The organism is Actinoplanes sp. NPDC023714 (assembly GCF_040639855.1).
GTDB lineage: Bacteria > Actinomycetota > Actinomycetes > Mycobacteriales > Micromonosporaceae > Actinoplanes.
Genome location: NZ_JBFAAR010000012.1, coordinates 64,155 through 88,339, shown reverse-complemented (window position 1 = coordinate 88,339; position 24,185 = coordinate 64,155). Strand labels below are relative to the sequence as shown.

At 72.0% G+C, this 24,185-nt stretch carries 24 protein-coding genes; 14 read left to right on the top strand and 10 right to left on the bottom strand.

Translation table 11 applies throughout. The annotated features are described in order from the left end of the window. Window position 1: 1 nt before the first annotated feature. Window positions 2-1,174 carry an MFS transporter gene (locus AB0G10_RS37215; protein ID WP_360933460.1) on the top strand — a complete coding sequence of 391 codons (1,173 nt, stop codon included), beginning with the start codon at window positions 2-4 and terminating at the stop codon, window positions 1,172-1,174. Between the two features lie 19 nt (window positions 1,175-1,193). Beyond that, a complete protein-coding gene (locus AB0G10_RS37210; protein WP_360933038.1) occupies window positions 1,194-2,537 on the top strand; it encodes a family 1 glycosylhydrolase in 1,344 nt (447 codons plus the stop codon). Here the strand turns inward: AB0G10_RS37210 and AB0G10_RS37205 are convergent. The 4 genes from AB0G10_RS37205 to AB0G10_RS37190 all read right to left on the bottom strand — a co-directional run bounded on the left by AB0G10_RS37205 (window position 2,522) and on the right by AB0G10_RS37190 (window position 6,893). Continuing rightward, window positions 2,522-3,118 carry a TetR/AcrR family transcriptional regulator gene (locus AB0G10_RS37205; RefSeq protein WP_360933035.1) on the bottom strand — a complete coding sequence of 199 codons (597 nt, stop codon included), beginning with the start codon at window positions 3,116-3,118 and terminating at the stop codon, window positions 2,522-2,524. The genes AB0G10_RS37210 and AB0G10_RS37205 overlap by 16 nt on opposite strands. Before the next feature lie 100 nt (window positions 3,119-3,218). Further along, window positions 3,219-4,409, bottom strand: a complete 1,191-nt coding sequence (locus AB0G10_RS37200) for an MFS transporter (protein ID WP_360933032.1) — start codon at window positions 4,407-4,409, stop codon at window positions 3,219-3,221. A gap of 76 nt (window positions 4,410-4,485) precedes the next feature. Further along, window positions 4,486-5,100, bottom strand: coding sequence for a futalosine hydrolase (locus AB0G10_RS37195; protein WP_360933457.1), 615 nt, complete (start codon window positions 5,098-5,100; stop codon window positions 4,486-4,488). An 11-nt stretch (window positions 5,101-5,111) separates the two neighbouring features. Continuing rightward, window positions 5,112-6,893, bottom strand: coding sequence for an MFS transporter (locus AB0G10_RS37190; RefSeq protein WP_360933030.1), 1,782 nt, complete (start codon window positions 6,891-6,893; stop codon window positions 5,112-5,114). A gap of 17 nt (window positions 6,894-6,910) precedes the next feature. On the opposite strand from AB0G10_RS37190, the gene AB0G10_RS37185 reads away from it, so the two are divergent. Then, the gene (locus AB0G10_RS37185; RefSeq protein WP_360933027.1) at window positions 6,911-7,798 is read left to right on the top strand and encodes a DUF3027 domain-containing protein; all 888 of its coding nucleotides are present in this window, start codon (window positions 6,911-6,913) and stop codon (window positions 7,796-7,798) included. Between the two features lie 4 nt (window positions 7,799-7,802). Here the strand turns inward: AB0G10_RS37185 and AB0G10_RS37180 are convergent, their stop codons facing one another. Further along, window positions 7,803-8,009 carry a DUF2530 domain-containing protein gene (locus tag AB0G10_RS37180; protein WP_360933454.1) on the bottom strand — a complete coding sequence of 69 codons (207 nt, stop codon included), beginning with the start codon at window positions 8,007-8,009 and terminating at the stop codon, window positions 7,803-7,805. Window positions 8,010-8,235: 226 nt separating this feature from the next. Between AB0G10_RS37180 and AB0G10_RS37175 the strand changes: the two genes are divergently transcribed. From AB0G10_RS37175 to AB0G10_RS37160, 4 genes are all read left to right on the top strand, one after another. Then, window positions 8,236-9,672, top strand: a complete 1,437-nt coding sequence (locus AB0G10_RS37175; RefSeq protein WP_360933025.1) for an NCS2 family permease — start codon at window positions 8,236-8,238, stop codon at window positions 9,670-9,672. A 103-nt stretch (window positions 9,673-9,775) separates the two neighbouring features. Next, window positions 9,776-10,222 (top strand): MarR family transcriptional regulator, encoded by a 447-nt coding sequence (locus tag AB0G10_RS37170; protein WP_360933451.1) that lies wholly within the window; start codon window positions 9,776-9,778, stop codon window positions 10,220-10,222. Between the two features lie 87 nt (window positions 10,223-10,309). Next, window positions 10,310-11,644 (top strand): MFS transporter, encoded by a 1,335-nt coding sequence (locus tag AB0G10_RS37165; RefSeq protein WP_360933022.1) that lies wholly within the window; start codon window positions 10,310-10,312, stop codon window positions 11,642-11,644. Between the two features lie 77 nt (window positions 11,645-11,721). Next, window positions 11,722-12,453 carry a hypothetical protein gene (locus tag AB0G10_RS37160; RefSeq protein WP_360933019.1) on the top strand — a complete coding sequence of 244 codons (732 nt, stop codon included), beginning with the start codon at window positions 11,722-11,724 and terminating at the stop codon, window positions 12,451-12,453. 7 nt (window positions 12,454-12,460) lie between these two features. Here the strand turns inward: AB0G10_RS37160 and AB0G10_RS37155 are convergent, their stop codons facing one another. From AB0G10_RS37155 to AB0G10_RS37140, 4 genes are all read right to left on the bottom strand, one after another. Then, entirely contained in the window at window positions 12,461-13,042 is a 582-nt protein-coding gene (locus AB0G10_RS37155; RefSeq protein ID WP_360933016.1) for a 2'-5' RNA ligase family protein, read from the bottom strand. 14 nt (window positions 13,043-13,056) lie between these two features. After that, window positions 13,057-14,133: a septation protein SepH gene (gene sepH / locus AB0G10_RS37150; protein WP_360933013.1), complete on the bottom strand. Its 1,077-nt coding sequence runs from the start codon at window positions 14,131-14,133 to the stop codon at window positions 13,057-13,059. A 161-nt stretch (window positions 14,134-14,294) separates the two neighbouring features. After that, a complete protein-coding gene (gene serC / locus AB0G10_RS37145) occupies window positions 14,295-15,404 on the bottom strand; it encodes a phosphoserine transaminase (RefSeq protein WP_360933448.1) in 1,110 nt (369 codons plus the stop codon). Between the two features lie 53 nt (window positions 15,405-15,457). Then, a complete protein-coding gene (locus AB0G10_RS37140) occupies window positions 15,458-16,564 on the bottom strand; it encodes a citrate synthase 2 (protein ID WP_360933010.1) in 1,107 nt (368 codons plus the stop codon). Between the two features lie 207 nt (window positions 16,565-16,771). On the opposite strand from AB0G10_RS37140, the gene pdxH reads away from it, so the two are divergent. Genes pdxH through AB0G10_RS37110 form a run of 6 tightly spaced genes read left to right on the top strand, consistent with a single transcriptional unit; the run spans window position 16,772 to window position 21,348 of the window. After that, entirely contained in the window at window positions 16,772-17,407 is a 636-nt protein-coding gene (pdxH, locus tag AB0G10_RS37135; RefSeq protein WP_360933445.1) for a pyridoxamine 5'-phosphate oxidase, read from the top strand. A gap of 29 nt (window positions 17,408-17,436) precedes the next feature. After that, complete coding sequence (locus tag AB0G10_RS37130; RefSeq protein ID WP_360933007.1) at window positions 17,437-18,687, top strand: MFS transporter; 1,251 nt, start codon at window positions 17,437-17,439, stop codon at window positions 18,685-18,687. Between the two features lie 10 nt (window positions 18,688-18,697). Then, window positions 18,698-19,615, top strand: coding sequence for an aldose 1-epimerase family protein (locus tag AB0G10_RS37125; protein ID WP_360933004.1), 918 nt, complete (start codon window positions 18,698-18,700; stop codon window positions 19,613-19,615). After that, window positions 19,615-20,223, top strand: a complete 609-nt coding sequence (locus AB0G10_RS37120) for a nitroreductase family protein (RefSeq protein ID WP_360933001.1) — start codon at window positions 19,615-19,617, stop codon at window positions 20,221-20,223. Before AB0G10_RS37125 ends, AB0G10_RS37120 begins: the two co-directional genes overlap by 1 nt. A gap of 59 nt (window positions 20,224-20,282) precedes the next feature. Beyond that, window positions 20,283-20,579, top strand: coding sequence for a type II toxin-antitoxin system VapB family antitoxin (locus AB0G10_RS37115; RefSeq protein WP_360932998.1), 297 nt, complete (start codon window positions 20,283-20,285; stop codon window positions 20,577-20,579). A 37-nt stretch (window positions 20,580-20,616) separates the two neighbouring features. Next, window positions 20,617-21,348: a DUF4230 domain-containing protein gene (locus AB0G10_RS37110; RefSeq protein WP_360932995.1), complete on the top strand. Its 732-nt coding sequence runs from the start codon at window positions 20,617-20,619 to the stop codon at window positions 21,346-21,348. 66 nt (window positions 21,349-21,414) lie between these two features. Here the strand turns inward: AB0G10_RS37110 and AB0G10_RS37105 are convergent, their stop codons facing one another. Next, window positions 21,415-21,618 (bottom strand): PspC domain-containing protein, encoded by a 204-nt coding sequence (locus AB0G10_RS37105; protein ID WP_014440516.1) that lies wholly within the window; start codon window positions 21,616-21,618, stop codon window positions 21,415-21,417. Window positions 21,619-21,774: 156 nt separating this feature from the next. Between AB0G10_RS37105 and AB0G10_RS37100 the strand changes: the two genes are divergently transcribed. Beyond that, window positions 21,775-23,658, top strand: a complete 1,884-nt coding sequence (locus AB0G10_RS37100; protein ID WP_360932992.1) for a DUF5941 domain-containing protein — start codon at window positions 21,775-21,777, stop codon at window positions 23,656-23,658. Window positions 23,659-24,185: the final 527 nt, after the last annotated feature.

Below are 24,185 nucleotides of genomic sequence, written 5' to 3'. Positions count from 1 at the left end.
GATGGTCGAAGCACCGGTCCACCGCCGGTGGATGACCGCCTATGGCCTGGCCATGGTCGGCGTGGCGGCGGGCTGGTTCGGCCCGATCCAGATCCTGCTCCCGGAGCAGGCGGCCCGGCTCGCCGGCGAGGACGGCAAGGAGGCGTTGCTCGCCTTCGTGACGGCCTGGGGCGCCGGCGTGTCGATGGTGGCGAACCCGCTCTGGGGCGCGCTCTCCGACCGGATCGGGTCGCGGCGTCTGCCGATCTTCCTGGCCGGCACCGCGGTCGGCGTCGCCGGCCTGCTGGTGCTGGCCGGGGCGGACACCCGGTCGACCATGGTGGCCGGCTGGTGCCTCGTGCAGGCCGGTCTCAACGGCCCGCTCGCGGCGCTGGCCGCGATGATCGGCGACCGGGTCCCGGAACGGCAGCGCGGCACGGTCGGCTCGATCTTCGGGGTCGCGCAGATCGCCGGCGTGGTGCTCGGCACGGCCGTGGCGGTCGCGGTCGGGCAGGGCGCCCCCGGGTACGTCGCGGTGGCGATCGCGGTGCCCGCCTTCGGCGCGGCCCTGCTGATCATGCATCGGGACGGGCCGGTCGCCGTCGTCGAACGGGCCCGGTTCACGCTGCGGCTGACCGGGCAGTTCGCCTGGGCCTGGCTGATCCGGTTCCTGCTGAACCTCAGCAACGCCCTGGTGCTGGTCTACCTCTTCTACTACCTGTCGGACCGGGTCGGCGTGGACGACCCGGCCCTCTGGGTGCTGATCCTGACCGTCGTGAACGTGCTCTTCGCCGGCGTCGCCGGTGGCTTCGGCGGCGTCCTCTCCGACCGCTGGGAACGCCGCCGGATCTTCGTGGCGGTCTCCGCCGTGGTGATGGCGGCCGGGACCACGCTGATGGCCCTGGTGCCGGTGACGACCCTGGTGATCGTCGCGTCGGTGCTGGTCGGGCTCGGCTGGGGCGCGTACATCGCCGTCGACATGGCGGTGATCACGCACGTGCTGCCGGACGCCGAGACCCGCGCCACGATGCTCGGCGTCGCCAACGTTGCGGGCACCCTGCCGCAGCTGCTCGCCCCGGTGATCGCCGCGCCGATCGTGACCGGCCTCGGCGGCTATCCCGCCCTCTACCTGCTCACCGGTGGCGCAGCTCTGCTCGCGCTGGCGGCCCTGCCGCGCCTCCGTGCCCTGCCCTGATCCATCGGAAGGAACCTCCTTGCATCCGCAGCTCCCACCCGGTTTCCGGTTCGGCATGTCCACTTCGGCCTACCAGATCGAGGGGACGGCCGGTCTCGCGCCGAGCATCTGGGACACGTTCGCGGCGCGGCCGGGGACGATCCGGCACGGCGAGGACGCCCGGGTCGCGATCGACCACGTCGGCCGGTACGCCGAGGACGTCCGGCACATCGCCGAGGCCGGCACCCACGACTACCGGTTCTCGTTCTCCTGGCCGCGGGTGCTGTCCGGCGGGATCGACTTCTACGACCGGCTCGTCGACGCCCTTCTCGAGGCCGGGGTGCGGCCGGTCCCGACGCTCTACCACTGGGACCTGCCGCAGACCCTGGAGGACGCCGGCGGCTGGATGAACCGGGACACGGCGCACCGGCTCGCCGACTACGCCGGCACGCTCGCCGTGCGGCTCGGTGACCGGGTCCGCGACTGGATCACGATGAACGAGATGAACGTGCACACCCTGTACGGCTACGCGCTCACCGACCACGCGCCGGCCCGGGGGCTCGGTCTCGAGGCGCTGCCGGCGGCCCACCACCAGCTGCTCGCGCACGGGCTCGCCGTGCAGGTCCTGCGCGCCCACGGGGCCGCGACCGTCGGCGTGGCGAATCAGCACTTCCCGGTCCGGCCGGCCACCGGCGACCCGGCCGACCGGGCGGCCGCCGGCCTGTTCGAGGAGCTGACGAACTGGACGTTCTCCGACCCGATCCTGCGCGGTGAGTACCCGAACGAGATGATCGCGGCGGGCATCGGCACGGGCGGCGCGCAGCTGGACCGGGATCTGGAGCTGATCCGGGCCCGGCTCGACTTCTACGGGGTCAACTACTACGAGCCGACGATGATCGAGGCGCCCCGGGCCGGCAAGGACTACTCGGGCGTGCTGGAGGTGGACATCCCGGACGGCATGCCGTTCTCGCCGGTGCCGGTGAAGAGCGACGAGCGTACGGACTTCGGCTGGGCGATCGTGCCGGCCGGGCTCACCGAGATCCTGACGACGCTGAAGGAGCGCTACCCGCACCTGCCGCCGGTGATCATCACGGAGAACGGCGCCTCGTTCCACGACGGTCCGCCGGACGCCGAGGGCCGCGTTCGTGACGAGCGCCGGGTCTCCTATCTGGACGCGCACCTGAGAGCGGTGTCGGCCGCGATCGACGCCGGCGTGGACATAACCGGGTATTTCGTATGGTCCGCGCTCGACAATTTCGAATGGGCCGCGGGGTACGACGAACGATTCGGTCTCGTACATGTCGATAGATCCACGCTGGACCGCACACGCAAGGACTCCTGGTACTGGTACCGGGACGTGATCGCGGCTCAGCGCCGCAGCTGATCCACGAACTGGGTGGCGAGGCGGGACAGGCGTTCGGCGCGGCCCTCCTCGGCCCACCCGTCGACGAGGCTGAGCAGCGTGCTGCCCTCGACCAGGATGATGAAGTCGTCGATCACCGACTCGTCGTCCACCCCGGCGCGCAGCTCACCCAGCTCCCGCGCCTCCCGCAGGCAGTTCACCAGGTGGACCCGGATCTCCTGGTGGGACCGGCGGCGGGACTCGGCGAGCCGCGGGTGCGACAGCGCGGCCCCGGCGAAGGCGACGTTGACGTGCGCGTCGGCGGCCCGCTCCTCGTCCAGCGGCAGCACCGCCTCGAGCGCGGCGCGCAGGCCGTCCAGCCCGAAGAGGTCGCCGCCGATCCGGAAGGCGCGCTCCACGATCCGGTCGTAGACCGCCTTCTGCGCGGCGACCAGGATGTCGTCCTTGCCGCCCAGGAAGTGCGCGAGGACGCTCAGCGAGCAGCCGGCCTCGTCGGCGATCGCCCGGGTCGTGGTGCCCTCGACACCGCGGGCGCGGACCACCCGCCACGCCGCGGCGAGCAGCTCGGCCCTTCTCAGATCGCGGTCGACGAGCCTCGGCACGCCGCAAGCCTAACCAGCCGCGCTCGTCAGGACGGGTTCCGGCACGGCGAGATCTCAGCCGGCCGTGCTCGTCAGGACGGGTTTCGGCACGGCGAGATCCTCAGCCGGCCGCGCTCTTCAGGACGGGTTCCGGCACGGCGAGATCGCGCAGGCGGCGGGCCAGGGGGAGGGTGAGGATCACCGCGACGACCGGGATGAGGAACGCGATCCGGAGGCCGACCGGCTCGGAGAGCGCGCCGATCAGCACCGCGCCGAGCAGTGCGCCGCCGTAGTTGAAGAGGTTCACCTTGGCGATCACCTCGTCGCTGTTCCCGGCCGCCGCCTCACCCGCCGCGCTGAAGGCGAGCGGGACGAGCACGCCCACCCCGATCCCGGAGATCGCGAAGCCGGCCACCGCGGCGCCGATCGAGGGCAGGGCCACGACCAGGCCGCAGCCGATCCCGCAGACCGCCAGGCCGCCGACCGCGACGACGAGACGGCCGGCCCGGGGCATCACGTGGTCGGCGACGAGCCGGCTCACCAGGACCGCCGCCTGGTAGGCCGCGTAGCCGAGCGGGGCCACCGAGGCGGCCGCGTCGAGCGAGTCCCTCAGGTAGACCGAGCTCCACGTGCTCACCGCCGAGTCCACCAGGAACGCCGTGAAGATCAGCATGCCGCAGACCAGCACGATCGGGCGGATGGCCCGGCCGCCGTGCTCGTGCACCGCCGACGCGCGCAGGGTCCGGCCCGGCTCGAAGGCCCGCCAGCCGACCGCGCCGACCAGTGCCGCGAACGCCGCCGCCACGCCGACCGCGAGGGCCGCGCCCGCGCCGCTCGCCAGCACCCCGGACATGAGCAGCGCCGCCGCGATGGCGGCCGCCGTGTACGCCGCGAACAGCCGGCTCATCACGCTGCGGCCGAGCCGGGCCTGCACCAGCACGCCCTGCATGCTCAGCGACGCGTCCACCGCGCCGAGCCCGACGCCGTAAGCCAGCAGGATGGCCGCGAAGACCGCGTTCGGGGTGGCCACCGTGGCGCCCGCGAGGCCCGCCGCGACCAGCAGCAGGCCGGAGGCGAGCGCGTAGCGGCTGCCCCACCGGGCGGCGACCCGGTCGGCGAGCATCGAGCCGCCGGCCGCGGCCACGCAGACCAGCAGCAGGATCGCCGAGACGAACGTGTCGTCGATGCCCTGCCGGTCCTTGAAGGCGGGGAGCGCGGTGACGACGGCGGCGTAGCCGAGGCCCTGTGCGGCGTAGCCCGCGCCGATCAGCCGGGCCCGGGCCGCGGCCGGCATCCCGCTCGCATCGTCCATGGTGCCCCGCTTCCACCGAATGTGACGTCGATCGCAGCATGCCGCCTGGGTATCGACGAGGGCAATGACTTCGGTGTTACGAAAAGATCAGGGCCGGCGCGGCGGCCCGCAGCGCCGCGAACGCGTCGGCCATCCGCCAGGCCGACCGGTCCCGGGGACCGACCGCGTTCGATACGGTCCGCAGCTCGGCGAAGGGCAGGCCGGCCCCGGCCGCGGCGCTCGCGACGCCGTACCCCTCCATCGCCTCGGCGGCCGCCCCGGGGAAGCGCGCGGCCAGCCGGTCGGCGGTCTCCCGGGTGCCGGTCACCGTGCTCAGCGTCAGCACGTCGCCGGTCACCGCGTGCGGCAGGCTCGCCGTGAGCGCCTTCACCAGGTCCGGGTCGCACGTGATCACGCTGCTGCCGAATCCGAGCTCCTCCACCGGCAGGAAGCCGTCCGGCGTCTCGGCGCCCAGGTCGGCCGCGATGCTGCGGACGCCGATCACGGTGCCGCCGACCGGCGCCCGCCCGGGGAAGCCGCCGGCGATCCCGGCGCTGAGCACGGCGCGATGACCGCCGCCGGCGAGCAGCCGCGCGGTTCCGGCGGCGGCCGCGGCCGGACCGACGCCGACGGCGGCGACCTCGAAGAGATCCGGGTGGAGACCCGGGCGGATCGCTTCGGCCTCGGCCTCCACCGCGGTCACGATCAAGATTGTGTACGGGTTCACGAGTCCTCGTCGTTCGCCGGGGCGGTGGCGCTGGACGGCCGGTAGACGTGGTAGCCCGGCGGCGCGCCGGAGCCGGCCGGACGCCGGGCCCGGGTGCCGCTGCCGTCACCGCCGCGGTAGCGCACGGTGGGCCGCTCGCCGTCGTCCTCGCCTGCGGCGGCGGGCGGGGGATCCGCCGGGGCCGGCACGGGGGCGGCCGGCACGGGGGCGGCCTGCTCTGGGGCGGCCGGCTCGGGGATCTCCGGCCTGGCCTTCTTCCGGCCCGCCCAGCGCCGGCGCTTCGGGATGGCGGGCTCGACGCGGGTCTTCTCCGCCCCACGACCGGCGGGGGCCGGCACCGGGGCGGCCGGGACCGTCGGAGCATCGGCCCAGGGATCCACCGCCTCCACGGCCTCGGTCCCCCGTACATCCGAAGGAGCCGCACCGGGACGCCCGGCCAGACGCTCGTTGTGCAGCCGCGCCGCCGCCCAGGCGGCGCGGGCTGCCGCGAGAACCGCGAGACCGGCCGCGAGCGCGATGCCCCACCGGCCCGGAAGCGGGATGATGCCGATGCCGCCGCCCAGCACCCAGGCCAGCATCAGCACGGTCTCCGAGTGCGCGAACGCGGTGGCGCGCAGCTGCTCCGGCACGCGCTCCTGGATGCTGGCGTCCACGGCGAGTTTCGCGATGCCGCTGAAGATGGCCGTGAGCAGGGCCAGCAGGGTGACCATCGCGAGGTTGTAGAAGACCGTGGTGAGCACCGCGACGCCCGCGGCGATCACCAGGCCGCTGGACTGGAGCGCGAGCGGGCGGCGGATGCGCAGGCTGGTCCCGGCCGCCGTGGAGAGGAACGTGCCGACCGCGAGCGCGCCACCGACCACGCCCACCGCGGCGCCCCGGCTCAGCTCGAAGCCGAGGATCGAGCTCGGCAGGTCGTTCCCCATGATCGCGAAGGTCAGGAAGAGCAGCAGGAAGCCGTAGAGCAGGCGCAGGCTGGCGCTGCCGATCAGGCTCGCCAGGACCAGGCGCTCGGCGAGCGGGCGGCCGGAGCCGGCGGTCCGGAAGACGGCACGCCAGGCGCGCGGCATCTCCTCGGGCGGATCCGAGTCGGCGCGCGGCGGCAGGCGCAGCGAGATGACCACGCCGACCATGAAGATGATCGTGGCGACCCGCAGGGGCCACTGTGGCCCGAACTTGAACGCGAGCAGGCCGATCGGGGCCACCAGGATGCCCGCGAACGTGCCGTAGACGCTCGCCCGGGCGCCCACCTGGGACAGTCCTACCCCGGCCGGCAGCAGGCGCGGCACGGCCGCGGACCGGGCCACGCCGTAGGCACGGGAGAACGCCAGCACGCCGAACGCCGCCGGATAGAGGCCCCAGCCGAGCAGGTTGTCCGACATCACGTAGGCGAGGAACGCCCGGCCCAGCATCGTGATCGCCAGGGCGTAGCGCCGGCCGTGCCGGAAGTGGTCGAGCAGCGGGCCGACCACCGGCGCCAGCAGCGCGAACGGCACCATCGTGATGAGCAGGTAGAGGCCGACCTGGCTGCGCGCCTCGCCGAGCGGGACGCTGAAGATGGTCCCGGCCAGACCGATCGCGATCAGGGCGTCGCCGGCGCACGAGACCGCGTGCAGGTCGAAGAGCCGGATCATGCCGACCTCGTTGGCCGCGCCCCGGGCCCGGGCCGTGCCGACCCGGCGGGTGGCCCAGGCGCCGCCGAGCATCGAGCCGCGGACCACCAGGCGGAGGGCTTTCACACCGGTGCCGACGGTGCGTCCGAGTGTGGGAAGCAACGGCATGCCAACCATCCTGACTGATGTTCACGCGCCGGTATATGGGGACTCATTGCGGCGTACCCGGCCCGGTAGGCAACAATGGGCGGGTGACCTCCAGGACCACCTCCCGCGCCGCCCGACTCGACCAGGTCTGTGCCGATGCCGTCGGGGTGGCTCGAGGTGCCATCACCGATGTGGACCCGAGTGACATCGGCGACCATCTCGAAGCGGTCGCCGAGGGCGACCGCGTGGTCACCCACTTCTTCGACAGCCACCTGGCCGGCTACAAGGGCTGGCGGTGGGCCGTCACGGTGACCCGGGTGCCGCGGAGCCGGCACGTCACGGTCTGCGAGACCGTCCTGCTGCCCGGCCCGGACGCGCTGCTGGCGCCCGGCTGGGTGCCGTGGAACGAGCGGGTCCAGCCCGGCGACCTCGGCGTCGGCGACCTCATGCCGACCGCGCCCGACGACGACCGGCTCGCCCCGGGCTACGTCCTGAGCGACGACGCGGCCGTCGAGGAGGTCTCCTGGGAGCTCGGCCTCGGCCGGTCCCGGGTGATGTCCCGGGAGGGGCGGATCGAGACGGCCCAGCGGTGGTACGACGGCGACGCCGGCCCGGAGGCGCCGATCTCGACGGCCGCCCCGCGCAACGCCCGCTGCGGCACCTGCGGCTTCTACCTCCCGCTCGCCGGCACGCTGCGCTCGATGTTCGGCGTCTGCGGCAACCTGTACGCGCCGGACGACGGCCGGGCGGTCAGCGCCGACCACGGTTGCGGAGCCCACTCCGAGGCCCTTCTCACCACGGCCGAGCAGCCGGTCGAGGAGCTGCCGACGGTCTACGACGACAGCGAGGTCGAGTCCGTCGCGGTGAGCCGCGGGCACGGCTCGGTCGAGTCGAACGAGCCGGCCGAGGATTACGGCCACAGCTGACCGCCTAGCCGGTCACCGTGAACTCCGGGTGGGTGAGCGCCCGGCGCCGCTTGCGGTTCCGGTCGTGGACCACCATGGTCAGCGTGCCCGGGATGCTCCAGATGAGCCCGGCGAGGCTGATCTCCACCCAGTCGTCGGGCGCGCCCGCGAGCCAGGTGACGAGCAGAGCGACGGCGAACGCGGCGGCTCCGGCGAGCGCGAACGGGACCATCGGCGGATCCAGCGGCTCGACCCGGGGCTTGGTTCCCACCACCGCGGCGAGAACCTCGTCTGCTTTGCTCGCAGGGGATAGGTCACTCACTCCGTCAGGGTACGACCATTACGGACCGCATCGGCGCAGCGCGTGAGAGTTGTAACATCACTTCGCTTTTGCCGAGGTCATTCGGTTTGAGAACATGCGCCCGTCCCCTCATGCGCGTGAACCCCGGAAGGGTCGTATGTCCATAGCAACCGAACCGACCAGCAAGTTCGACCGGTTCTTCGAGATAACCAAGCGCGGATCGACCCTGAGCCGGGAGATCCGCGGTGGCATCGTCACGTTCTTCACGATGGCCTACATCGTCGTGCTGAACCCGCTGATCCTGGCCGGTGGCGCCGACTCCACCGGCGCGCACCTGCCGATCGCCGCGCTCGCCGCCGGCACCGCGCTGGTCGCCGGCCTGATGACCATCCTGATGGGCGTGGTGGCCCGGTTCCCGCTGGCGCTGGCGGCCGGGCTCGGCGTGAACGCTCTGGTGGCGTACGAAATCGCGCCCGAAATGACCTGGGCCGACGCGATGGGCCTCGTGGTGATCGAGGGCGTCCTCATCGCCATCCTGGTGCTGAGCGGTCTGCGCACCGCGGTCTTCAAGGCCGTGCCGACGCAGCTCAAGACCGCGATCGGCGTGGGCATCGGCCTCTTCCTGATGATCATCGGCCTGGTCGACTCGGGCCTGGTGCGCCGCGTCCCGGACGCCGCCAACACCACCGTCCCGGTCGAGATGGGCATCGGCGGCAAGCTGGTGAGCTGGCCGACCCTGGTCTTCGCGATCGGCCTGCTCTTCACGCTGGTGCTCTTCGTCCGCAAGGTGAAGGGCGCCATCCTGATCGGCATCCTCGGCACCACGATCCTGGCGATCGTGGTCGAGGCGATCGCCGGCGTCGGCTCGGTGGTGACCAACCCGCACGGCTGGTCGCTGAACGTCCCGACGCTGCCCGACCGGATCATCGACACCCCCGACCTCTCGCTGATCGGGCAGTTCAACGTGCTCGACTCGTGGTCGACGGCCGGATGGCTGGTCGTGCTGATGTTCGTCTTCACGCTGCTGATCACGGACTTCTTCGACACGATGGGCACGATGGTCGCGGTCGGCCAGGAGGGCGAGCTCCTCGACGCCGACGGCATGCCGCCGCGCACCCGCGAGATCCTGCTGGTCGACTCGGTCGCGGCCGCCGCCGGTGGCGCCGCGAGCGTCTCCAGCAACACCTCGTACGTGGAGAGCGCCTCCGGTGTGGGCGAGGGGGCCCGTACCGGTGTGGCGAGCCTCGTCACCGGCGTGCTCTTCCTGGTCGCGATGTTCTTCGCGCCGCTCGTGAAGGTGGTGCCGTTCGAGGCCGCGTCGACCGCGCTCGTGGTGGTCGGCTTCCTCATGATGACCACGGTCACGAAGATCGACTGGACCGACTTCACCATCGCGGTCCCGGCGTTCCTCGCGATCACGCTGATGCCGTTCACGTACTCGATCTCCAACGGCATCGGGGCCGGGATCATCTCGTACGTCGTGCTGAAGGCCTTCACCGGCCGGGCCCGGGAGATCCACCCGATCCTGTACGGCGTCGCCGTCCTGTTCGTGCTCTACTTCGCCCGGGGTCCGCTGGAGTCCTGGATCCTCTGAGTTCGCAGACCCGTCACCGGCATGCGCTAGCGTGCCGGTGACGGTGGTCATACGGGTTAATCGATGTCGTTAGCCTTGCTCATTAGTTAGGCTAAGTATCGTGATGGAGCGGGTGGTGACTTCGGAGCGCGCGACAGCGGAACCGCTGGCGAAAACGCTGCGGGACGCGATCACCCGGCTCGGCCGCCGTGTCCGGCAGGCACGGCCGGTCGGCGATCTCACGTTCAGTCAGCTCTCCGCGCTGACCAGCCTCCAGCTGGCCGGTGCGCTGACCCCTCGTGAGCTCGCCGACGTGGAGCGGGTCCAGCCGCCGACGATGACCAAGATCGTGGGCAAGCTGGAAGACCGCGGACTCGTCATGCGCACACCCCACCCGACCGACGGACGCCAGGTCATCCTGACCGCGACCGATCAGGGCCGGGCCGTGTACGCGCAGTACGAGCAGGCGCGAAACGAGTGGCTGGCCCAGGCGCTGGAGCGTTTGAGCCCCGAGGAACGGGAAACCTTGGCGCACGCTGCGGAGATTCTGCAGCGCGTCGCACGGGGCTGACTCCTCCTCCGGTCGTTCCGCTTCGTCACACGACGATGACGCGTACGACCGAACCAAGGGGGCCCTTTGAGCGCCATTTTCCGGTCTTTGCAGGTCCCTAACTACCGCCTCTTCGCCGGCGGGCAACTGGTGAAACTCATCGGCGTGTGGATGATGTTCACGGCCCAGGACTGGCTGGTGCTGGAACTCTCCGACAACTCGCCCGGCGCGCTCGGCATGGTCACGGCGCTGCAGTTCGTGCCGGTCATGCTGCTGACGCTGGTGAGCGGGCGGCTCGCCGACAAGTACGACAAACGAAAGCTGCTGATCGCCGCCAACGCGGCCTTCGCGCTCTTCGCCGTGGCGTTCGCGGTCCTGGTCACCACCGGCGTGGTCGAGCTGTGGCACGTGTACGTCTTCGCGCTGCTGCTCGGCGTCGCGAACGCCGTCGAGACCCCGGTCCGGCAGGCCTTCGTCTCCGAGCTGGTGGAGCTCCGGCTGCTGCCCAACGCGCTGGCGCTCTCCGCCGCGACCTTCAACACCGCCCGGATCAGCGGCCCGGCGCTGGCCGGCGTGCTGCTCGCGGTGCTCTCCACCCCGGGCGTGTTCCTGATCTCCACGGCGCTGGCGATCGCGCCGGTCCTCACCTACATCCGGATGCGGCCGGACGAGCTGCACCGCTCCGGCCGCGCGGCCGGCCCGTCCCGGGTCATCGACGGCCTCCGGTACGTCGGCAAGCGGCACGACCTGCTCCTCCCGATCGGCATGATGGCCGTGATCGGCATGATCGGCTTCAACTTCCCGGTCACCCTCGCCGCCCTCGCTAAGATCGACTTCAACGCCGGTCCGTCGTCGTTCGGCCTGCTCACGACGTGTCTCGCGATCGGGTCGCTCGGCGGCGCGCTGGCCGGCACCCGGCGGCGGTCCCGGCCCGGGGCGTACCCGGTGATCGGGGCGGCGCTGCTCTTCGGGATCTTCGAGTTCGCGGTGGGCTTCTCGCCGAACTTCGTGACGGCGGCGCTTCTCCTGGTCCCGACCGGGTTCTTCTCGATCTATCTGGCGCAGGGCGCCAACCACCGCGTGCAGATGGGAGTGGACGCGGAGTACCGGGGGCGGGTCATGGCCCTCTACGTCCTGGTGTTCCTCGGCACCACGCCGATCGGGGCCACCCTGGCAGGCTGGTGGGGTGAGCGGTTCGGGGTGCCGTCGAGCATCTGGGTGGCCGGGCTGGTCAGTTTCCTGGCCGCCGTGGGGGCGCTCGTGTGGCAGCTCAAGGTGAGCGGGGACCGGTTGGAGTGGCGTGATCGGCGGATTCGGGTGGTGAAGGCGGTCGGTGAGGACGCTTCCGACATTTCCGAAATGTCGGGCAGGGAGCCGGAGCGGCCGTCGGGTCGCGGGCATGCTGAGCCTTTGCCCAGGTCAGAGCCGGTAGCGCGAGTCTGAGCGCTGCTCGAATTTGGCAGGCCGGGTCCACCAAACGGGTATTCCGGTCTGTCTTCCCAGCGCCTAGCGTCGAACGGGTGGCGATCGCGCACATAGCTGTGCTCTCGGCGGCGCTCTCAGCGCTGCTGGTGCTGCCGTGCGCCGCGGCGGTGGTCCTCGACCCCGAAACCCGCGGCGTCCGTGGCCTGTTCACCCGCCTCGCCGGCGGAGGCCGCTCCTCCCACGATGGCCGCTCCTCCCGCGGAGGCCATCCCGCCCACGACGGCCACTCCTCCGCGGGCGGCCATTCCTCCGCGGGCGGCCATTCCTCCGCGGGCGGCCGCTCCTCCTGCGAAGGCCTCTCCGACGCGGGTCCCGTCTCCTGCGGCGACGGCCTCTCCGAGGCGGATCACGTCTCCTGCGGCGAAGGCCTCCCCGGCGGTGGTCTCTTCACCGGCGGCGGGGGTTTCTCTCGCGGCGGGCGTTTCTCGCCGAGCGGCCGCCGGGAGCTTCGCTCCCTGCGCCGCCTCGATCGGGCCCTCCAGGTGCGTGAGCCGGTCGCGCCGAGTGGGGTTCCTTCGATCGAGCAGCTTGCGTACGATCTGCGCCGCCTCGACCGTCAGCGCCGCAGTGGCCCGACGCGCTACTCGGAGAAGTGGCTCGCGGCGGTGCTGAGCGCCTACGACGCCCGGCTCCAGCTGGCCTGCCACCGCCTCGGCGTGCCGGAACACCTGCAGCCGCTGGAAGGCGTCGACCGCGAACTGGAACGCATGCGGCTCGAGCACCAGCTCCAGGCGGCGGGCCTGGCCTTCCGCCCCGGCGCCGACTGACGGGTTCTCAAGACGTGGTCAGGGGCAGCAGGGCGAGCTGCGCGTACTCGCCGTGGGCGCTGCGGACCACGGCGAAGGACGAGGTCTCCCACTCCGGGCCGTCATAGGTGGCCAGGTCGTCCAGGAGGGTGCGGGAGAAGCGGTAGGACACCGTCAGGTGCGGCTTGAAGTCCCGTTCGTCCACCGGGAAGCCGGCCAGCGCCGAGACCACCCGGGCGCGCAGGTCGGCCAGGGCCGGCACGTCGCCGGCCAGGCCGGCCCAGACGACCGAGCCGAAGCGGCCGCTGCCGGCGATCCGGAGGCGGAACGGGCCGCCGAACGATCGGCCGGCCAGCGCCGACGTCACCGCGGCGGGATCGGCGTCGCCGAGAAAGGCGAGGGTGACGTGCCACTTGGCGGACCGTCCACCGGAGACCGGCGTCGACCGCGCCTGGGAGGAGAACCGTCCAGCGGAGGCCGGCGGTGAACCGGGCGTCGACTGCGCCTGGGAGGAGGACCGTCCAGCGGAGGCCGGCGGTGAACCGGGCGTCGACCGTCGGCCGTCGAGCCTCGACGCCAGGTCCCGCCGCGCGTCCGGCGGCGGGAACACGGCGACGAACAGGCTCAGGAAGACTCCCGGGCGGCCGGGCCGCCCCCGAAGAGCACGTCGTCCCAGCTGGGCAGGCGCTTGCGCGGCTTGGCGCTCTCCTCGGCCTCGGCGCCGGCCGGGGCGGAACCCTGGCCGACCGTGCGGCGCGGGCGCAGGACGGCCAGGGACGGCACGGCGGGGACCTCCTTGGGGAGGTCGGCGTCGTCGTCGAAGGCGGAGCCGGCGCCACCGCCGAGCAGGGCCGCGGCGCCGCCGGCGACCGGGCGCCGGGAGGCCGGGGACACCGGCTCGAGGCCGCGGCCGGAGCTGCCCTCGAGCGGGCGGTCCAGCGAGGCGAGCAGCGCGTCGCGGCCGGCCCGGATCGGGTCGCGGTTGGCGCGGGACGGCGCGTCGGACGTGGTCGGCAGGCCGTGGCCGCCGCGGGCCGGCTCGGAGCTGCGGGCCGGGCCGGGCAGGCCGTGGCCGCCGCGCTCCGGGGCCGGCTCCTGACCGAGGATCTGGGTGGGCCGCTCGGCGCAGAGGTACTGCGCCATGTCGTCGTGCGGCGAGACCACCTGGCGGCCCTTGTCGAGGTCCCAGATGGCCTGCGCGGTGGCCTTGCCGGACGGCCAGGTCGCGACGATCCGCCAGGTGCCGTCGTCCTTGCGGAACGCGTCCCAGGAGATCTTCTCGGTGTCGATGCCGTGCTGAGCGAGCCGGCTGTCGACGACCTCGGCGAGGGGCTGGCCGGAGTCGGAGGTCTTGAGCCGGGTGCGCCGGGCGTGCTGCGCCAGCATGGCGCGCTCCTGGAGCACCGGGCCGGCGTAGCGGAGCACACGGTCGACCGGGACCCCGGCGATGCGCGCGACGTCTTCGGCGGACTCGCCGGAACGGATGCGCGACTGGATGTCTCGCGGTGACAGGGAAGGCGCCGCCTCCGGCGACAGGACGGCCACCGCCGTGCCGGTGCTGGAGCCGGGCTGCCCGCCGCTGTCGGTGAGCACCCCGCTCACCCGGTCGTCGATGGGGAGAGCCAGGAGCCTGCCGACCTCATCGGCGAGCACCAGGGCCTGACCGTCCTCGGAGAGGGCGACGAAGCGTACCGGCCGCATGCGTTGCCTCCGTCTCGTCGCGTTGGCCTGTGTTCCCGAGAGTCAGCCACCCGGGCGCGTTTCGGAACACGGTACGCGCCTTGGTCACCCTATGGGGGTAAGCCACGCCGTCGAACTCGCTGACCAGCCAAGATGATCTTCGACTTCTTTGCCCTTCTGTTCTACAGCTTTTCCACGACGTAGTCGATGCAGTCGGTGAGAGCCGCCACATCCGAGGGGTCGACTGTCGGATAGAGGGCAACCCGCAGCTGGTTGCGGCCGAGCTTCCGGTACGGCTCGGTGTCCACCACGCCGTTGGCACGCAGCACCTTCGCGATCGCGGCGGCGTCGATGCTCTCGTCGAAGTCGATGGTCGCGACGGCCGCGGACCGCAGTGCCGGGTCGGTGACGAACGGCGTGGCGTACGCGGACGCGTCGGCCCACCCGTAGATCGCCGCGGCGCTCTCGGCGCTGCGCTTGACCGCCCAGGAGAGACCGCCCTGCGCGTTCATCCAGTCGACCTGCTCGGCCGCCAGGAAGACGGTGGCGAGCGCCGGCGTGTTGTAGGTCTGCTCGAGGCGGGACTGCTCGATCGCGGTCACCAGATCGAGGAACTGCGGGATGTACCGCTTCGAGGCCTTCACCTCGTAGGCCCGCTCGATGGCGGCCGGCGACATGAGGGCGAGCCAGATGCCGCCGTCCGAGCCGAGCGCCTTCTGCGGGGCGAGGTAGTAGACGTCGGTCTCGCTCACGTCGACGTCGAGGCTGCCGCCGCCGGAGGTGGCGTCGGTGAGCAGCAGCGCGCCCGGGTCGGCGCCGGCCACCCGGCGGACCGGCACGGCCACGCCGGTGGAGGTCTCGTTCTGCACGCTCGCGTAGACGTCCACGCCGGCCTCGGCGGTCAGGTACGCCGCCCGGCCGCCCGGCGCGCGGTGCACGGTCGGCTCGGCGAGGAACGGCGCGTCGGTGACGGCCTGGACGAACTTGGCGCCGAACTCGCCGAACTCGGCGAACTGCGCCTTCTCCTTGACCAGGCCGAACGTGGCGACCTCCCAGAAGGCGCTGGTGCCGCCGTTGGCGAGGACCACCTCGTACCCGGCGGGGATCGAGAAGAACTCGGCGAGGCCGCGGCGCAGCCGGGCCACCTGGTCCTTCACGGTCTTCTGCCGGTGCGAGGTGCCCATGAAGGTGCGGGACACCGCGGACAGCGCCTCGACGCCCTCCGGCCGGACCTTGCTCGGCCCGGAGCCGAACCGGCCGTCGACGGGCTTGATCTCGTCAGGGATCCGGATGCCATCCAACGGGTTGTCCTCGGTTTTCCGCTGCGGAGTAGGCACTGTCACGGTCACACATTATGCGTGAGGTGACTCCAGCCCTCGACCTCCTGCGGCTTGCGGGGGGCCGGGCCCACGTACGCGAGACCGGGTCGAAGGATCCGGCCGAGCCGCTTCTGCTCCAGGATGTGCGCGCTCCAGCCGGCCACCCGGGCGCAGGTGAACATCGAGGTGAACATGTGCGACGGCACCTCGGCGAAGTCGAGCAGCACGGCCGACCAGAACTCCACGTTCGTGAAGAGGTACTTGTCCGGCTTGCGCTCCTGGAGCTCGGCGAGCGCCGCCGCCTCCAGGGCCTCGGCCACCTCGAACCGGGGAGCGCCCAGGTCCTTGGCGATCCGGCGCAGCACCCGGGCCCGCGGGTCCTCGGCACGATAGGCGCGGTGCCCGAATCCCATGAGGCGCTCGCCGCGATCGAGATGATCACGGACGTACGAGGTGGCGTCGCCACCCCGCTCGACCTGCTCCAGCATGGCCAGCACCCGGGTGGGCGCCCCGCCGTGCAGCGGGCCGGAGAGCGCGCCGATCCCGGACGAGATGCAGGCGGCCGCGTCGGCGCCGGTGGAGGCGACGATCCGGGCCGTGAACGTGGAGGCGTTCAGCCCGTGCTCGGCGGCCGCGATGAAGTACGCGTCGACGGCCTTGATGTGCCGCGGGTCGGGTTCGCCCCGCCAGCGGCGCATGAACCGCTCGACGATCGTCTCTGCCTTGTCGATGTCCTTCTGCGGCACGGCCGGCAGGCCCAGCCCGCGGGCCGCCTGCGCCACGAAGGAGAGCGCCGTGACCGACACCCGGGCCAGGTCGGAGCGGGTCTGCTCGTCGGTGATGTCGAAGAGCTGGGAGAGACCCCAGTACGGCGCGAGCATCGCGACGGCGGACTGCACGTCGACCCGGATGTCACCGGAGTGCACCGGCACCGGGAACGGCTCGGCCGGTGGCAGGCCGGGACCGAACTTCCCGTCCACCAGCAGGCCCCAGACGTTGCCGAAGGAGACCTGGCCGATCAGATCCTCGATGTCGACGCCGCGGTACCGCAGCGCGGCCCCGGACGGGTCGGGCTCGGCGATCTCGGTCTCGAACGCGATGACGCCCTCGAGTCCCGGCTTGAAGTCGGACACGGCACTCCCTGGGGAACAGGACGGTGGAGCGGGATTTTGCGGTGGGTGACTCATCTTGCCCGCCGGGTAACCGCACGGTCGAGGAGTCGCGAATGTGCTCTCGATGACACCCATCCTGGTTCAGCTGACGTTTCATGGCGGGAGACTTACGGTCGTTTCCGTCGAGAGGGAGTGCGGGTGTCCGAGGAGCCACCGTCACCGGCCGGGATGCGCCGGGACTACACCGAGTGGCCGCCGCTGCTCGAGGACGGGCTGACCGGGGACTGGACCAGCCAGTTCGCCGCCTGGTTCGCCGACGCCACGGAGCTCGGCCTGCCCGAGCCGAACGCGATGATCGTGGCGACCGCCGACGCGTCCGGCCGGCCCTCGGCGCGCACGGTCCTGCTCAAGGGGTACGACCCGGGCGGTTTCGTCTTCTTCACGAACTACGAATCGCGCAAGGGCGGTGAACTCGCCGTCAACCCGTACGCGAGCCTGGTCTTCCCGTGGTTCCCCCTGCAACGGCAGGTGATCGTGACGGGATCCGTGGAACGCGTGTCCCGCGCGGAGACCGAGGAGTATTTCGCCTCCCGGCCGCGCGGCTCCCGGCTCGGCGCCTGGGCGAGCCCGCAGTCGAGGGTGCTGACCGGCCGGGACGAGGTGGATAAGGGCCTCGCCGAGGCGATCGCGCGGTTCGGCGACGGCCCGGTGCCGGCGCCGCCGCACTGGGGAGGCTTCCGGGTGATTCCGGAGACCGTCGAGTTCTGGCAGGGCCGGAGCAGCCGGCTGCACGACCGGCTGCGGTTCCGCCGCGCCGCGGGCCCGGACGCCGCCGAGTGGGTCGTCGAGCGGCTCGCGCCGTGAGCCAGGCCACCAGGCAGCCGCGCTCCTGGATGATCGACACGCGGCCGCTGCGGGTGGTCGCCTACCGCCGGATGTGGATCGGCAACGGCGCCTCGTACTTCGGGTTCCAGTTCACGGCGGTCGCGGTGCCGGTGGAGATGTTCGCGATCACGGACTCGACCACCTGGGTCGGCCTGCTCGGCGTCGCTGCCCTCGTACCCTTGCTGGTCTTCGGTCTGTGGGGTGGGGCCGTCGCCGATGTGGTCGACCGGAGACGGCTGCTCCTGGTCAGCTCGGTGGTCACCTGGATCTCCACGATCGGGTTGCTCCTGCAGGCGGTCCTCGCGGTGCGCAGCCCGCATCTGCTGCTGGCGCTGACGGCCGTGCAGTCGGCCGGCTTCGCGATGAGCTCGCCGGCCCGGAACGCGATCGTCCCCCGGATCGTCCCCGGTGACCTGGTCCCGGCCGCCAACACGCTGAACTACACGACCACGACGGCCGGTGGCGTGCTCGGCCCGCTGGCCGCCGGCGTGATCATGGGGATCTGGTCGACGGACGCGGGCGTCGAGGTGGCGTACGCGGTCGACGCGCTGCTCTTCACGATGACCTTCTGGGCCACCTGGCGGCTCCCGGCGATCCCGCCGATCGAGCGCGAGGAGGGCGACGAGAAGCCCTCGGCCGGCCTGCGGGGCATCGCGGTGGGCCTGAAGTTCCTGGTCACCCAGCCGGTGCTGCTGCTCTCGTTCGCGATCGACCTGATCGCGATGATCTTCGCGATGCCCCGGGCGCTCTTCCCGGCGGTGGCGCAGGACCAGTTCGGCGGCGGCTCGGCGGTCGGCTGGCTCTACAGCGCGATCGCCATCGGCTCGCTGGTCGGCGGGCTCACCTCGGGCTGGATCAGCCAGGTCCGGCGGCAGGGCCTCGCGCTCGTGGTCGCGGTGGTCGGCTGGGGCGTGGCGATCGGGTTCGCCGGGCTCGCGACCCACCTCTGGGTGATGGTGCTGCTGCTCGCCGTGGCCGGCGCGGCCGACCTGGTGAGCGCGGTCTACCGGCAGTCGATCATGCAGACCTTCGCGCCGGACCGGCTCCGCGGCCGGCTCCAGGGCGTCTTCACCGTGGTGGTGGCGGGCGGCCCGCGGCTCGGTGACCTGCGGGCCGGCGCCACGGCCGACCTCACCGGCGTCACCGCGTCCTGGGCGGGCGGCGGATTCGTGGCGGCCGGACTGGCCGTGGCGCTCGCCGCGGTGTCTCCGGCACTGATCCGCTACCGGCCCGCCTCCGAGAGTTCCGGGGACCGATAGTGTCGCGGGTATGAGCGCAGAGGCAGCCCCGAAATCCGGGATCCAGTGGACCATCGAGGCGGACGGGCACCGGGCCGTCCTGACGGAGGTCGGCGGCACGCTCCGCTCCTATTCCGTCGACGGCGTCGAGGTGCTCGACGGGTTCGGCACCGATGAGATCGCGCCGGGGTCCGCCGGGCAGATCCTCGCGCCGTGGCCGAACCGGATCCGGGACGGGCGCTACGAGTTCGAGGGGACGTCGTACCAGCTCGCGCTCACCGAGCCGGCCCGGCACAACGCCATCCACGGCCTGGTCAACTGGTCGCGGTGGCGGCTCGCCGAGCAGTCGGCGGGCGCCGTGACGCTGGAGTACGACCTGCCGGCCCAGGTCGGCTACCCGTGGTCGCTGGTGCTCCGCAGCCACTGGTCGGTCTCGGCCGACGGCCTGCGCTGCGTGCAGGAGGTCGTGAACACGTCCGGCGCGAACGCGCCGTGGGGCTTCTCGGTCCACCCCTACCTGCGCCTCGCCGGGGTGAGCGTCGACGACACCGTGCTGCGGGTGCCGGCCCGGCTGCGGATCACGGCGGACAACCGGCTGCTGCCGCTCGGCGCGTCGAAGGTCGCCGGGACCGAGTACGACTACAACGAGCCGCGCCGGATCGGGTCCGCCGTCCTGGACACCACGTACGGCGAGATCGAGTTCGACGCCGAGGGGATCACCGCGGTCACGCTGTCCTCCCCCGAGGGCGGCGAGATCGTGGTCTGGGCCGACGACAAGTTCAAGTACTGGCAGGTCTTCACCGGCGATACGCTGCACGGCGAGCGGCACCGCCGGTCGGTCGCGGTCGAGCCGATGACCTGCCCGCCGGACGCGTTCCGCAGCGGCCGTGACCTGGTCGTCCTGGAGCCGGGGCAGACCTGGGCCACGACCTGGGGCATCCGGGCCTGATGGAGTTCGACGAGGTGATCCGGCGGCGCCGGATGGTCCGGGGATACGACCCCGACCGGCCGGTGCCGCCCGAGCTGGTCGACAAGATCGTCCGGCACGGGCTGCGGGCGCCGTCGGCGGGTTTCTCGCAGGGCTGGAGCTTCCTGGTCCTGGATTCGAGCGATGATCGCGCACTGTTCTGGGGCACCCTCGCCTCCGAGCCCAACAGCTGGCTCGATCGGATGTCGACCGCGCCGCTGATCATCGTGGCCCTGTCGAACAAATCGGCTTATATCGAGAGATATGCCGAATCTGACAAGGGCTGGACGGATCGGGATGAGTCGCGCTGGCCCGTCCCGTACTGGGACATCGACACCGGATTCGCCTCGCTCCTCATGCACCTGACCGCTGTCAACGAGGGCCTGGGCTCGTGCTTCATCGGCCTGCCGGCCGACCGGATCGGCGCGTTCAAGCAGGCCTTCGGGGTGCCGGACGAGTTCACCCCGATCGGCGCGCTCACGGTCGGGTACCGCGGCGAGGACAAGAGGTCTCCGTCACTCAGGCGCGGCCACCGCCCGGTGGCCGATGTGGTGCATCATGGCCGATGGGCTTCGGCCGGCGAGGTCTGAGACCCGCCCGGCTACCCTGGCATTCGGTGGGAACGTTCTGACGGAAAGGGGCAGCCGCCGTGATCTTCAAAGCGGTCCGGGACGGAGCCCCGTACCCCGATCATCACACGACGCTGAAGGCGTGGGCGGAGATTCCGCCGCGCCCGATCCGGCTCGCCGACCTGATCACCACGAAGCGGGAGCTCGCGCTCGACAAGCTGCTCGCCGAGGACTCCACGTTCTACGGCGACCTCTTCCCGCACGTCGTGGAATATCACGGTGCGCTCTACCTGGAGGACGGCCTGCACCGCGCGCTGCGGGCGGCCCTGCAGCAGCGGAACCAGATTCACGCCAGGGTGCTGGTTGTCGAGGACTGAGATGCGGATTGTCGTACCCCGTACTTACCGTTAGGGCATGGCCAACTCGCCGGAAGTCGATGAACCGACCCGGGAATACCCGGCCGTGCCCGATGAGGACGCGGCGGCTCCCACCCCTGTCCGCCGGAGCGGGTTCGCCCGGCTGCTGATCTTCACCGGGTTCGTCTTCGCGCTGATGGTCGCGGCCTGCCTCGGGCTGCGCGCGATCAACGTGCTGCCGACGTTCGACAACCCGTTCGAGGATCAGACGATCGACCGCAGCCAGCCCGTGCTGCTGCAGTCCATGCGCGACCTCAATCGCTACGTCGCCGCCGACGGCACCTTCCAGGTCATCGTCGACCTCGAGGAGAGCAAGGAGAACATCCCCGACTTCCTGGTGAACCGGCGGACGCTCTTCGTCGGATCCGGGACGGTCGAGGCCTACGTCGACTTCGGCGCCCTGGACGGCGACGGGCTGAAGGTCGACGAGGCGAAGAAGTCGATCGAGCTGACGCTGCCCGCCCCCGAGCAGTCGCAAGCCGCGCTCGACATGGCGAAGAGCTACGTCGTCGCCGAGGAGCGCGGCCTGCTCAACCGGATCGGCGACGCGTTCGGCGACGAGCCCAACAAGCAGCAGGCGGTCTACCAGATGGCCCAGCAGCGCATCACCGAGGCCGCCAGGTCGAGCGGGATGGACCAGCGGGCGAGGGACAACACCCAGCGGATGCTGGAGAGCCTCTTCGCCCGGCTGGGTTACACCACCGTTACCGTCACGTTCGCCAATCCCTGATCACTCGTTGAGTGAGTGGGTCGGCGCCGCCCGGCGAGTGATCGCCGGGCGGCAGCGGTGACGGCGTCACTCGCTGGGCATCATCGCCCAGAGGACCAGATATGCGATGAACTGCGGACCGGGGAGCAGGCAGGACAGCACGAACAGCAGTCGGACCGTGCCGGCTCCGAGGCCGAAGCGCTGGCCCAGTCCGGCGCACACGCCGGCGAACATGCGGTTGTGACGGGGTCGGGTCAGGGTGCGGGTCTTGACGGCGCGGGACACGTTCATCCACTCCTTCTGCGGTGGCCGTGACGTTCTGCCACGACCACTTCGACGGTAGGTACGGAAACTTCGGCGGCCCTCGGTCTGCGGGGGGATACCGGTGGTCCAGCTCCCGTAAGGGTGACCCGTACCCGGGTGACCTCCGCTGTTAACCTTTCGCCCGTGACGTTGGCCCTCCTCTACTCGCCGGCCGGGTCCTCACTCCCGCCGGCCGACGCCGCGGACCTCACCGGTGAGCTGGAGCAGGCGCTGCGCGCGGCCGGGGCGTCCTCGGTCGTCCACCTCGCCGCGGTCCCGGCCCTCTCCGGCGCGCCCGCGCCCGGCGGGCCCGGCCGGCTCCACGACCTCGTGCGGCAGGCCCGGGACGCCGGCGAGCAGCTGCTGATCTGCCCGGACAACCTGGTCGCGCACCCCAGCCTGCTGTGGACGCTCGCCACCGAGCCGGCCGGCCGCAGCAGCGTGCTGGTGATGGCCGATCCGTCCGGTGATCTCAAGGAGGACCGCGGCCGGATCGTCCCCGCCACGCCCGGGTCCGGGACCACCCGATTCCTCGGCGCCCTCTGCATCGCCCCGGCCGACCTGCCGATCCTGGACCGGGCCGCCGACCGGCCCGATCTGCTCGGCGCGCTGCTCGAGGACGGTCTCGTGCCGATCGCGGTCCGCCCGCGTACGCTCCGCGCCCACCAGGTGCGCACCCCCGCCGAACTCGCCGCCGCCCGGGCCTCGGTCGCGGCCGTCGACGAGGACAGGGCCCGCCTGCGGCTCGCGGTCAAGGAACAGGACGACTTCTTCACGACGTACGCGGTGAGCAGCTGGTCCCCGCTCGTCACGAAGGCGGCGGCCCGTCTCGGCCTCACCCCGACCGCGGTCACCGGCCTCTCGGTGCTCTTCGCGGGCGCCGCCGCGCTCGCGTTCTGGCAGGCGTCCCGCCCGCTCATGATCCTCGGCGGCATCCTGCTCTACCTCGGCTTCGTGCTCGACTGCGTGGACGGCCAGCTCGCGCGCTACACCCGCAACTTCGACGCGTTCGGCGGCTGGCTCGACACGATGGCCGATCGGGCGAAGGAGTACGCGGTCTACGCCGGGCTCGCCGTCGGCGCGGAACGGGCCGGTCTTCCGTACGCATGGCCCCTCGCCATCACCGCGATCGTTCTGCAGACCGCGCGGCACATGACCGACACCTGGTACGGCGCGTTGCACGACGAGGCCGCCGCCCGCCCGGTCGCGCAGGCCGCGGCCGGTGTCGGCGCCCGGCTGACCGCCGCGTCGGTGAAGGCGCAGAGCCAGCGCGGCTCCCTCATCTACTGGGCCAAGAAGATCGTCGTCTTCCCGATCGGCGAACGCTGGGCGCTGATGGCCGTCCTCGCCGCGTTCACGAACGGCCGGATCGCCCTCGCCGCGGTGGTCGGTTTCGGTCTGCTGGCGGCGGCGTACACCCTCGCCCTCCGCTCCCTGCGCGCCCTCTCCATGCGCGTCCCGGTGATGCACACGGTCGACACGATGCGCCACCGCGACGACGGCCCGCTGGTGCGCTCGCTCCTGAGCCGCGCCGCGGTGGGCCATCCGCTGCCTTCGGCGGCGGCATTCGCTGTGTACGGGCTGAGCACCGTCACCGTGTTCCTGACCGGTGATGTCCGCGCTTGGCTGCTCGCCCTGGTCGCCGTTTTCGTGGTCCTCGCCGGCCTGCCCGCCCGGTCCCGGCACGGCGGCGCCCTCGACTGGCTGGTGCCGGCCGCCCTGCGCGCCGCGGAATACCTGGTCGTGGTCGCGGTCGGGCTCTACGGCCCGGTGCCGCCGGCCGTGGTGTTCCTGCTGCTGTTCACGCTGGCGCTGCGGCACTACGACCTGACCGCCCGGATGGAGAAGGGCGCGCCGGCCACGGCCGCCGGCGGCGCGATCCTGGGCTGGGACGGGCGGGTGCTGCTGCTGTCGCTGGCGGCCCTGCTCGGCTTCGCCACGGCCGGGGTCGCGATCCTCGCCGCGCTGGTGGCGGCCGCCTTCTCGCTGACCGCGGTCCGGGACTGGCGAGCCTCCCGAACCCGCTGACCATTTCCGGTCATTTCGTTGTGGCTGTGACCGTTCGGTGCCCGCTGGGTTGACACGTTTCAGGGGTGGGGCGGGGCGGGCGCGGAGCCGGCTGGTTCCGGCTGCAGTGTGTTGCTGCGCCGCGCCGGGTTCGGCGGCGGTGGGCTGCGGCCGGCAGGGCCCGGCTGTACGCCAGGGCTGTCCCGTGGCCCGTTTTGTCGCTCTGATGTGCAGCCGGCGGGCATGGCTGTACGCCAGGGCTGTCTTTGCGCCCGTTTTGTCGCTCTGATGTGCAGCCGGAGGGCCCGGCTGTACGCCAGGGCTGCCCCTGCGCCCGTTTTGTCGCGCTGGTGTGCAGCCAGGTTTGGGTGGCTGCACCGTAGGGCGGCAAATCGGGCGGTTGGGACTCCGGCGTGCGGGCGGTTCTGCGGTGTGCGGTTCTGCGGTGTGCGGTGCGGTGCGGTGCGGTGCGGTGCGGTGCGGTGCGGTGCGGTGCGGTGCGGTGCGGTGCGGTGCGGTGCGGTGCGGTGCGGTGCGGTGCGGTGCGG